We start from the raw sequence: 11,232 nt of genomic DNA, 5'->3' as shown, positions 1-11,232 counted from the left end.
ATATCTAAGATTAGCCCACTTGCACGTCTACTTAAAAATATAAAGTTTTTTAACTTGTCTTGAACTAATTACAGAAAATTCGAAAAAATAAAAAGCCAGATGATTTATTCATCTAGCTTTTTTAACTTAGACACCCTGATGGGCATTTGATAGGCAAACCAGCTTTTCAATTCGTTAAAAACTTGCTGTTAAGCCATTTTTATATTGGGATATCCGGGCTCGAACCGAAACATGCAGGAACCAGAAACCTGTGCCTTACCATTTGGCTATATCCCAGTGTTAATCACCCGTACGAGAATTGAACTCGTAACTCCACCTTGAGAGGGTGGCGTCTTAACCATTTGACCAACGGGCAAAATCAACAGTAACTATTATGCTTTATACAGCCCTTGTTGTCAAGTGCTTTTGACGCATTTACACCAAAGATTTTCAGCTTAAAAATCACATATCCTCAATATTTTTTACTTTCTAAGTTTTGATAAACTTCTTCTTAGCATAAAAATACAATTATTGTCTTTTCGCTACAATTTTATTACTTTAATTGTATATAATAGTAGGTAAAGTATTTTATGAAGGAATTTTTTATGCTTGATTATTCAACCACACAAAATTTAATTGAATCAATGGTTTCCGAAAGGATTGTTCCAGGCGTTAACTACGCTTTTATTAAAGACAAGCAAATTTTTACTTCAACAATTGGTTTTGCTAGTACATACCCCAAAGTAACTCAACTCAGTCCATTTGCCCAATATGATTTGGCAAGTCTAACTAAAGTGCTAATTACTGAAAATATTTTATTAAAGCTTTATCAAAACGATGAATTAAACTTTACTGAGCCACTTCAAGATTTTATTCCAGAGTTTCAAGACCAACGAGTTCGCCTTTTTCATCTTCTCACCCATACTAGTGGAATTCGCGGTTGGATTGAGAATCGTGACCAGCTAAACCATGATGAGTTAATACATGCAATTATTAACTTACCTGTAACTGACGAATTTGAGCATAAAATGCGGTATGCTGATACCAACTTCATTCTTCTGGGCTTAGTAATTAAAAGAATCTATGGTAAGCCTGTTCAGGAAGTTGGAGTAGATGAAATTATCAGGCCTATGAAACTCACAGAAACCACTTTTTCGCCTGATAAGGATAACTGTGTCCCAACAGCAATGGTAAACGGTTCTGTCCTCCAAGGAGTACCTCATGACCCTAAAGCAAGACAACTTGGGAGTGATTGTGGCTCTGCTGGCCTCTTTTCTACAATGTCTGATTTAATTAAAATTTCGAAAGGTTACATTGGCTTAGACGATAATATTCTTCCATATGACCAAGAGACTGTAACTAAGCTTTTTGAAAATAAAAATCCTGCCGGTGTTCAGCCACGTTCTTGGGGTTGGGACTTACGCTTTGCCCCTGAATTCAATTACCCAATTATCTTACATACAGGTTTCACTGGAACACTAATTCTCCTAGATCGAGTAAAAAAATCCGGAATGATCGTTTTAACTAACCGTGTTCATCCCACGGGACACAACCAAGTTTTTCTTGCCATGCGGGAAAAAATCATTCAGAGCTTTTTAAAAGAAAATGACCAGTAAAAAACAGCTTTTTATAGAAAAAGCTGTTTTTTAGTATTAACACTTCTTCTTTGGCCAGAAGTGATAAATTAGATCAACTAAGGCTTGAGCAAACATACCGCCTGCCATCCAATACATAGCCATCATCATATCTCCACCCTTAAAAGTTAAGTAAGCAGTGATGCCATAAACAATTACCCAAACAATCTTAAAAAACAAATTATCACACATCATAGGTAAAAACCCCTTTCATTTATTATCCAAATTATACCTTTTTTCATAGTAAAAATGGGGCTTTTTTAGGTTATTTAATAGGCTTAACTTTAAAAAATGAAAATTTCTTCTAATTAGTGTTATCATTTCAAAATGTTTACATTCGTAGGCAATAAGCAAACTTTTTTCAAAAATATATTTTGCCATTACAAGACATCATTTATTTTTCTAGTTATGTAATTTAATTAGTATTTAAACAGCAAAAAGGCTTGAACTAGGTTCAAGCCTTTTTAAATCATTAATTAAAAAATCCTGGAATTGTAACAAATGCACATGAATGTGGTGGCATCTCGAGTATCAAATGTCCATCTTTAACTTCAATGTTTTCTTTCTGCAATTTAGAGCTTTCTCTTAACTGATCAATTTCTGGTTGCTTAAGATATTCTGGCTTTCCAATTTCTTCCCACTTTTTCATTGGGTTGGCATGATCGGAATCGATTCGTTCGATCCATGCATCATATGCATTATCTGTTCCTAAATCAATTTTAACTTCTTCAGTTTCAATTGGCTCACTTGGAACATTATGGTTATATGCTAAGATTTGTAGATCATTACCTTTTTGAACAGCTAAAACTTCAGCAGTACTTTCAGTATCATTTTCCACTTTGATTCGCTTTGTTCCTAGCTCATGGAAAATTTCAAATATACGGTAAACTGGCTTTTCAATACCTTGAACTGTCTGTAAACCATATCCACCATGGAAGACCCCTGGCTTTTGAGATTGTTCTTCAAAAATATCAGTAAAAGTAAAGAATGAGTAACCATCCACTAGGCCGTCATTATCTGCTAAAGTTTTTGCAACCATTGCAGCAGCATATGGTTCATCATGAATCATATCTCCTACCATTGCTGAGACGTTCCACTCGGTATAATACAGTGGATATCCTTTCGCCTGCTCGTGAGATTGAGTCGTCATTTTCTTCAAAACTCCACGGTGATAATCCATTTGTTGTTGTTCAGAATTCTTGAAAAATTCTTCAATACCTAAGCCACTCTTCCACAGCGGATCATCCGTTGGATAGTGATGAGTTGTAATAAAATCAAGTGGAACATCATTTCCTTCACAGAAATTAATCATATCAGGAATCCATGAATTAAATGAAGTTGCAGGTCCACCAACACGTAGATTTTCATCTACCCTTTTAACTGTTTTAGCTGTAATTTCATACAAATGGAAATAGTCCTCTTGTGTGCCAGCAAAGAATAATGGTAAGTTTGGTTCATTCCATACTTCAAAGAACCAAGATTCGACTTCTTTTTTACCATAGCGATCAATAATATGATTTAAAAATCGCTCAACCAAATCTTCCCAAAGTTCATCTGATTTCGGCATAGTATTATTCCCACCATATACAAAGACTCTGCCTTCACCAGAAGCTAAGCATGATGGCATAAAGCTAAGTTCAACAAAAGGTTTCATACCAATACCCACAAGAAAGTCAAATACCTTATCGACATTGATAAAGTTGTACGTAATTCCTTGAGAATTGCCTTCAAAATCAAAATTTTCGATGCAAACACTCATTTCATCATCAAAAATACCATGAAAACGAACATATTTAAATCCCAGTTCATTATGCGCTTTAATCAGCTGCTCGCGATAATCTTCTCGTAAAGCGGTATACGCATGACAGCTCCCGACACATTCTTCCCAGTAGTGTGGAAACTTAGTTTCTATTTTTCCATTAATTTTAAAATTATTCATTTTTGTCTCCTTATTTAGAACATTGCAAGCTCTCCAAAGCAATATAAGAATGCGCTTACAAGTATTAATTAGAGTATACAAGTACTTAACATCCCTTGACCATATTCAAAAAACAGAAGAGTTATAGCTATTTTCCAGTTGCTTGAAATCGAGTTCAATAATTTTTTTGTGATTGTTAAATTTAGAGCCCTAAATTTATTAATTTTTCCAACAAAAAAGGTTTGAACCTAGTTCAAACCTTTTTAACTCCTTATTTGAAGAATCCTGGAATTGTAACAAATGCGCATGAGTGTGGTGGCATTTCGAGTGTCATATGTCCATCTTTAACTTCAATGTTTTCTTTCTGCAATTTAGAGCTTTCTCTTAACTGATCAATTTCTGGTTGCTTAAGATATTCTGGCTTTCCAATTTCTTCCCACTTTTTCATTGGGTTGGCATGATCGGAATCGATTCGTTTGATCCATGCATCATATGCATTATCCGTTCCTAAATCAATTTTAACTTCTTCAGTTTCAATTGGCTCACTTGGAACATTATGATTATATACTAAGATTTGTAAGTCGTTACTCTTTTGTGCGGCTAGTACCTCGATAGTACTACTTTGACTACTTTCCACTTTAATTCTCTTTGTTCCTAACTCATGGAAAATTTCAAATATGCGATAGACCGGCTTTTCAACTCCATCAACTGTTTGTAAACCAAATCCACCATGAAAAACACCTGGCTTTTGAGACTGCTCTTCGAAAATATCACTAAAAGTCCAAAATGAATAACCATCAACTAAACCATCATTATCTGCTAAAGTTTTTGCGACCATTGCAGCAGCATATGGTTCATCATGAATTGTATCGCCAAGCATTGCTGAGACATTCCACTCAGTATAATATAAAGGATAATTTTTCGACTCTTTCTTTGTTCTAGCAGTCATTTCTTTTAAAATGCCACGATGATAGTCTGTTTCTTTTCCACCTGTTTGCTTAAAAAACTCTTCAATGTCCATTCCACTCTTCCATAATGGATCATCTGTTGGATAGTGATGAGTAGAAACAAAGTCAAGTGGAACATTATTTTTTTCACAAAACTCAATCATTTCAGGAATCCATGAATTGTATGAAGTTGCTGGTCCTCCAAATTTAAGTTTACTATCAATCTTTTTAGCTGTTCTTGCTGTCATCTCATATAGATGGAAATAATCTTCCTGTGAACCAGCAAAGAATAGTGGTAAGTTTGGTTCATTCCAAACTTCAAAGAACCATGTTTCTACTTCTGACTCACCATAACGATCAATGATATGCTTGATAAAACGGCTAATCAACTCTTCCCATGCTTTATCAGATTTAGGCATTGAATTATTTCCGCCATAAGGAAATAGTCTACCATTGCTAGACGCAAGACATGAGGGCATAAATCCCAATTCCAAAAATGGTTTCATACCTATTTGAAGAAGAAAATCAATAATTTTGTCAATATTAATAAAATTATACGTGATTCCCTGAGAATTGCCTTCAAAATCAAAATTCTCGATGCATACACTCATTTCGTCATCAAATAAACCATGGAAACGAACATATTTAAAACCTAGTTCTTTATGCGCTTTAATTAGCTGCTCGCGATAGTCTTCTCGCAAAGCGGTATATGCATGACAACTCCCTATGCATACTTCCCAGTAATGTGGAAAATTAGTTTTTTCATTCTGCTCTACTTTGAAATTTAACATATTTTGTCTCCTCTTATTGAGCTAATATACTCAAATTAATCAATGTAATCGTTTTCAATCATAAGTTTATTATAAAGTATGAATTTAAAAGCAGACCATATCCAAAAAACAGGAAATAGCTGTTCTTTTCCCATCTTTCGAAATAATGAGTAAAAACTAAAGTGGTCATTTTTTAATTCCAACTTTTAAGCTAAACAAAAAGGTTTGAACCTAGTTCAAACCTTTTATTAATTTCTAGTATATTTATTCACTCATTAACTGGTATGCTTGATCTAATACTTTGGCTCCATCCATCATACCATATGCTTGCATATCAATTACTGCTAGTCCAATGTTTTTACCATCAACTTTTTGCTTAAATTCGTTTTCCATATAACGAACCTGAGGTCCAAGTAAAATGCAGTCAATTTTGTTTTGCGCAAGATTGTCATCTGCTTCCGCTGCAGGACAAGCGAAAATTTCCACATCTTTTCCTTGATCTTCAGCTGCTTTTTGCATTTTAGTAACAAGTAAACTTGTGCTCATTCCTGCAGAACAGCATAGCATGATTGTTTTTTCAGCCATATTAAAACTCCTTATTCATCTATCTCTAGTTTAGTAACATTTTTAGCGTTTGTGGCAATTACTTTTTGATAAAAGTAGAAACTATCTTTTGGATAACGCTTCATATCACGTTCAGAATTATTGTCACGATTAACAAAGACTAAGCCATATCGTTTATCCATGCCATCGTTAACACTTAATAAGTCCAAAAATGACCAAGGATTAAATGAAATCACATTTACGCCATCCTTAATTGCTTCACGTAATTCATAGATATGTCCGTTAAGGTACTTAACCCTCTTTGAATCATGAACTTTTCCATTTTCAAGCTCTTCACGTTCTGGCCAACCACATTCTGTAATAATAATTGGAATATTTGGATAGCGATCATTAACCTTTTGCAAGGCAAAGCGTAAGCCAACAGGATCGTATGAAAAGTCCCATTCAGAATTCATTAAACGGTCGTCTCTAACCTTCTCGACATTAGAAATAACACCATCGAGCATTTTAGGGCTTTCTTCATTGCTTAATTTGAAAACTGAAGTTGAGTACCAGTTTAGGCCTAAGAAATTAGCTCTTCCATTTTGCAATATTTCAGCATCACCTTCATGTACATCAAGTGTTATATTGCTGTCCTTAAGGTAGCGTAAATAATAGCTAGGTAATTCTCCTCGAAGAGCAACGTCCATATCAATAAAGGAAATCATATCTTCCATTGACTTACTCTTTAACGCATTAGCAGAAGTATGATCGTAAGGAAAATTGGTCATATATGATACAGCTGGACCTATTTTGGAATTAGGAAACATTTTATGACACAGTGAGTAAACCTTAGCTTGAGCTAAAAACATATTGTAGTTTGAATTCTCGCCTTTTTCCCTTAAGCGATGCATATCAGTGTCGTTAATTCCATTCATAGCTGGTACATTGGCAATTAGAGACTGTTCATTGATAGTTAACCAGTATTTTACACGGTCGCCAAATTGTTCAAAAACAGTTTTAGCATAGCGATAGTAATCATGAATGGCTTTTCTATTAGCCCATCCACCATATTGTTTAACCAAATCTTCTGGACAATCAAAATGGAACAATGTAACTATCGGCTCAATTTTATTTTTAACCAATAAGTTGATTAGCTTATTATAAAAATCAATGCCCTTTTGGTTTGGTTCCTCATCATTACCATGAGGATAAATACGTGCCCAAGAAATTGAAAAACGGTAACTTTTTAGGCCAAGCTCAGCCATTAAGGCTACATCTTCTTCAACATGATGATAATGATCAGCTGCAACTGAAGTATCTATATACTTACTTTTCTGTGAACGTAAATCAGCAACTGTAACGCCTTTACCGTCTTCATTAGCTGCACCTTCAACCTGAAAAGCTGAAGTACTAGCTCCCCACAAAAAGTCAGCTGGAAAATCGTCCTTGAGCTGCTTTTGAATGCTCATTTTTATTTACTTTCCTCCTCTAATGCTTGCTTGTCTGCAACCTTAAAGAATGGAAGATAGATTGCACACATTAAAGCAAAATTGATAATCCAAATAACTGCACCTTGCCAACCCATAATCATTGCATCAGCAACTAATTTAGGCATTGTCCAAGGCATACCCATTCCTAAACTTGGATTGTAATTAGTAATGAAACCAATTTTAACGGCTAATAAAGCTACACCACTCGATACAAAACTAGATAAAATAAATGGAATAAACATAATTGGGTTTAATACAATCGGCATACCAAAAATGATTGGCTCGTTGATGTTAAAAATGTTTGGTAAAGCTGAAACTTTGAAAAATTCCTTGTAACGCTTAGATTTACCGAAAACTAACGCAACTAGAACTAAACTCAATGTAGCACCAGCAGCATCATTATTTGCAAATGAAAATACAACTAGATTACTTAAATATGGAATAGTTTTCCCAGCTTGGTATGCTGGCGTACTACCTACCATCATTGAAATTACAATTGGAATAATTACTGACTGAATAGCAGCTGGATGTATACCAAAGGTAAATAATAGGTTGGATAATACCATAATTAAAATTAATGTAATTGGTGAACCACCTACATGTAATAATGGAGTTGTAATTAGCTTATTAACAAAGTCAAAAACATTTCCAAATGGTGAAAAGTCAAAAATAGCTCTTACAATAAATACGCCAACAAAAATAATAATTCCAATAATTAAAGGTTCAATAGATGAACTAACCATGCTAGGAACCGAATCAGGTAATTTGATTGTTAACTTCTTGTTTCTACTTAACTTAACATAGAAAACACCAACTAAAATTGATAGCAAAATAGCAACAATTATACCTTCACTACCAAGATAGTTAATCTTAAATGCATTAATTGGTGTTTTGCCTGGAATAACTTGCGGCATCAAAATGAAAAAGCTGGCCAAACTTAATAGACCCGATACAACACCGTTTGCCTTAGACTTTTGAGCGTAGTCATAAGCAATTGTAAAGGCAATGAAAACAGCTAAAATGTTCATTGTCCCATTAACGATAGCAGTCATGGATGGTGTAATACCAACTTTAGCAAACCAATCTGCTACTGGTTTAATTGGAAAACTGGCAAAAATAGAGAAAATAGACGCACCAATTGTCACTGGTAGTGTCATAACCATTCCAGATGAAATACTTTGCAGGACTTTATTTTGTCCTAGCTTATTTGAAAATGGAACTAGATACTTTTCTAGCCACTCTTGAAATTTTTTCATTTCTTAAACTCCTTAAATAACATAAATCGCTTTCAGCAAAACAAAGTATATAAGTAAAAAAGAGGCATAACCATATTCAAAAAACAGAAAACATGTGTCCTATTCCCAGTTTTAGTAGTTGTAAATATAAAAAGACCAGTTTCAAATTAAAAACTGGTCTTCTTTTACTTAGATGTATTTTTCTTTGGAGGTGCTGAGCCATTATCAGCACTGGCATATCTAGATTTGGTAATTAAGCTTCTTTTTGCTTGTTCTTTTCTACTCTTGAACCAAAGCGAGTAATGAACAGTGCAGCAGCAGTTACAGCTGAGATTACAATTCCTGCAATATAAGAATCATGTCCTGGTGCAATTTTTACTGCTGCAAGTAACATTGGAACAATCATTCCCGCAATTGAGCCTAGCAATGTGTTAATTGAAATAGCCAATGGGAATTGTTTTTGATCTGTCAAAAGTGACATTTCAAATGGAGCTGTTGCATTAACTAGAACAATACCCATTCCTGAGAAAGCATTACCGATAATATGAAGCACAACATTTGATGAGAATACAATACAGATGAATGATAGCGCAAATGCAACAAATCCCCAAGCAATTGTATCGTTCTTTGTGAATTTTCTAATATAAGTTAAGAAAGTAGCAGTAATAATACCACCAACGTTACCAAGTGCGGTTACCATTGCCACATAAGCAGTTCCTTTTCCTTGAGCAGCCAAAACGATAGATTGGTTTGCAAGGAAAGTCATCATTGCTAATGACAGCATGAAGTTTACAAGGTAAAGTACATAAACAAGACCATTAAAGTTCTTCAATAGTTTCCAAAAACTTGTCTTTTCGCCAGACTTCTTATCTTTGTCTGAACTAGCAAGCTTACTATCTTGTGGGATCAATAGAAGTGCCAAAATGAAGACAATTAAAGCTAATGCGTACACCCAGAAAAGATTACGCCAATTTGCACTTCCGAGAACTCCACCAAGAGCGGTAAAGATCATCATTCCGACGTTAGTAACACCTGTTGCCCAACCCATTGTTGTAGCACGAGCTTCGCCTTCAAAGTTCTCTTGTAATAGCACTGGCACAACGTTAGTAATTGTTCCTGTACCAAAACCTACTAAAACCATGCAGGCTAAAATAATATTTAAGCTACTGCTGTAGATAGCTGGAATAACTCCGGCAATTCCAACAACAGCAACTGCTAAAAGTCCTAGATTCTTTCTAGTCATTTTAAATGTCAAATATGCAAATAAAGCAGTTGCAATAATTTGACCTAATTGAGGAATCGAACCAATTAACTGAACTTTAGAAATTGGTTCAGATGGGAATGACTTTGCAATCGCAGCTATAGCTGAAGTTACAGCTGTTGAAAGCATTAACAATAGGTTCATACTTAAAATACCTATCGCTTTGGATATCTGTTTTTTATTCATTAAATTCTTCTCCTTAGCTAGAATTCGCTTTCAGATTTCACTTAAAAAGTATATTAGCCAAAGCAAGAATTTGACCATATCCAAAAAACAGGAAATTTATATCCATTTCCCAGTTTTCACTTAAAATAACATGTACAAAAAAAGCTGACAAGATACTATATCAGCTATGTTCTTAACTATTTTTATTACGGTATTCGGCTGGTGAAATCCCAAAATATTTCTTGAAGATTTTATAAAAATATGATGGATTTTCATAACCAACCCGATTTGCAATTCGTTCAATTGGAGCAGTTGTATAAGTTAAATATTCAGCAGCAACATTTATTCTTTGCAAGTGAACCAACTGAATAAAGGTTTTACCGGTTTGCTTCTTAAGATAATCAGACAAGTAATTAGGATTAAAGCCAAAATGTTTAGCCATTTCTTGTAGGGTTATGTGGCTATAGTGTTTTTCGATATATAAAAGAAGTGACAACAGATTATTATTTTTTTTGCGATAGTCTTTTACTTTTATTTCCGAGTTTGCAGTTTGACGAATCAAACGCGAAAAAAGTGTGAGCATTTCTAGCCTAATCAACTGGTCAGATTGAATATCAGGGTGGTAATATTCATCGATTACATCATAGATAAGCTCAGTTATTTTTCGATCATGATTTGTTTTGAATAGACTATATCTTCCTTCACCATATTCTTCATCAGATAAAAGTGAGAAAAGAATATTCGAGATATTTGAACTATTCTTTTTGTTTTTTAAATAATCTAGTTCATTTAGTGAAAAAGCTGAACTGCGCAAAGCAATATTAACTACTATGCCATTTTTACTAATCGGCTTCACCTTATGAACAGTTCGATTGCCCATAAAAATCAAATCATCCTGATTAACCTTTACTTCTGAATGCTCTAGTACCACTGTACAATCTTCCACTAAGGGGATCATAATCTCAATATAATTATGAAGATGATACGGTACGAATGATTCAGTTGGCTGTACCGCAATTGAAATTGAACTACTGTTTAAAACTAAATCATCTGAATATGTATCAAAAAAGCGATAAATTGGTTCATCATTAACCTTACCTACTCTTTTGGTTAAATTGCCGTTTTTTTTGACAGTAGCAAGCACATCTTCCCAATCTCTCGGCGCATTGTTTTTTCTAAGTAAACTCAATACTTGATCTTTCATTTTTACCTCCTTTTATGATAATTTCCACCTCAAAGCATTTAAAAACAAAACTGTGATATCAACACAACTTTTATGACTTTTGG

The 11,232-nt window shown here is 34.3% G+C and carries 9 protein-coding genes and 2 tRNA genes; 1 reads left to right on the top strand and 10 read right to left on the bottom strand.

Annotated features, from left to right (window positions below; genetic code table 11):
- Positions 1-204: 204 nt before the first annotated feature.
- A tRNA-Gln gene (locus tag F5ESL0263_RS03335) sits at positions 205-276 on the bottom strand.
- 7 nt (positions 277-283) lie between these two features.
- A tRNA-Glu gene (locus F5ESL0263_RS03330) sits at positions 284-355 on the bottom strand.
- A 229-nt stretch (positions 356-584) separates the two neighbouring features.
- Here F5ESL0263_RS03330 and F5ESL0263_RS03325 point away from each other — a divergent pair.
- Positions 585-1,595: a serine hydrolase gene (locus F5ESL0263_RS03325; protein WP_122034851.1), complete on the top strand. Its 1,011-nt coding sequence runs from the start codon at positions 585-587 to the stop codon at positions 1,593-1,595.
- 36 nt (positions 1,596-1,631) lie between these two features.
- Here F5ESL0263_RS03325 and F5ESL0263_RS08700 read toward each other — a convergent pair whose 3' ends face one another.
- From F5ESL0263_RS08700 to F5ESL0263_RS03290, 8 genes are all read right to left on the bottom strand, one after another.
- Positions 1,632-1,808, bottom strand: a complete 177-nt coding sequence (locus tag F5ESL0263_RS08700; protein ID WP_199724288.1) for a hypothetical protein — start codon at positions 1,806-1,808, stop codon at positions 1,632-1,634.
- A 277-nt stretch (positions 1,809-2,085) separates the two neighbouring features.
- The gene (locus F5ESL0263_RS03320) at positions 2,086-3,552 is read right to left on the bottom strand and encodes a beta-xylosidase (RefSeq protein ID WP_122034849.1); all 1,467 of its coding nucleotides are present in this window, start codon (positions 3,550-3,552) and stop codon (positions 2,086-2,088) included.
- A 250-nt stretch (positions 3,553-3,802) separates the two neighbouring features.
- Complete coding sequence (locus F5ESL0263_RS03315; protein ID WP_122034847.1) at positions 3,803-5,269, bottom strand: beta-xylosidase; 1,467 nt, start codon at positions 5,267-5,269, stop codon at positions 3,803-3,805.
- Between the two features lie 243 nt (positions 5,270-5,512).
- Positions 5,513-5,833, bottom strand: coding sequence for a PTS sugar transporter subunit IIB (locus tag F5ESL0263_RS03310; protein ID WP_109715376.1), 321 nt, complete (start codon positions 5,831-5,833; stop codon positions 5,513-5,515).
- 11 nt (positions 5,834-5,844) lie between these two features.
- On the bottom strand, positions 5,845-7,263 hold the full coding sequence (locus F5ESL0263_RS03305) for a glycoside hydrolase family 1 protein (RefSeq protein WP_122034846.1): 1,419 nt from the start codon (positions 7,261-7,263) through the stop codon (positions 5,845-5,847).
- Between the two features lie 2 nt (positions 7,264-7,265).
- Positions 7,266-8,540 carry a PTS sugar transporter subunit IIC gene (locus F5ESL0263_RS03300; RefSeq protein ID WP_122034844.1) on the bottom strand — a complete coding sequence of 425 codons (1,275 nt, stop codon included), beginning with the start codon at positions 8,538-8,540 and terminating at the stop codon, positions 7,266-7,268.
- A gap of 232 nt (positions 8,541-8,772) precedes the next feature.
- Complete coding sequence (locus F5ESL0263_RS03295; protein ID WP_122034842.1) at positions 8,773-9,966, bottom strand: MFS transporter; 1,194 nt, start codon at positions 9,964-9,966, stop codon at positions 8,773-8,775.
- Positions 9,967-10,138: 172 nt separating this feature from the next.
- Positions 10,139-11,149 (bottom strand): AraC family transcriptional regulator, encoded by a 1,011-nt coding sequence (locus F5ESL0263_RS03290; RefSeq protein WP_122034840.1) that lies wholly within the window; start codon positions 11,147-11,149, stop codon positions 10,139-10,141.
- Positions 11,150-11,232: the final 83 nt, after the last annotated feature.

It is taken from the genome of Lactobacillus sp. ESL0263 (genome assembly GCF_003692845.1).
Lineage (GTDB): Bacteria > Bacillota > Bacilli > Lactobacillales > Lactobacillaceae > Lactobacillus > Lactobacillus apis.
This window is presented reverse-complemented; position numbering and strand designations above follow the sequence as displayed.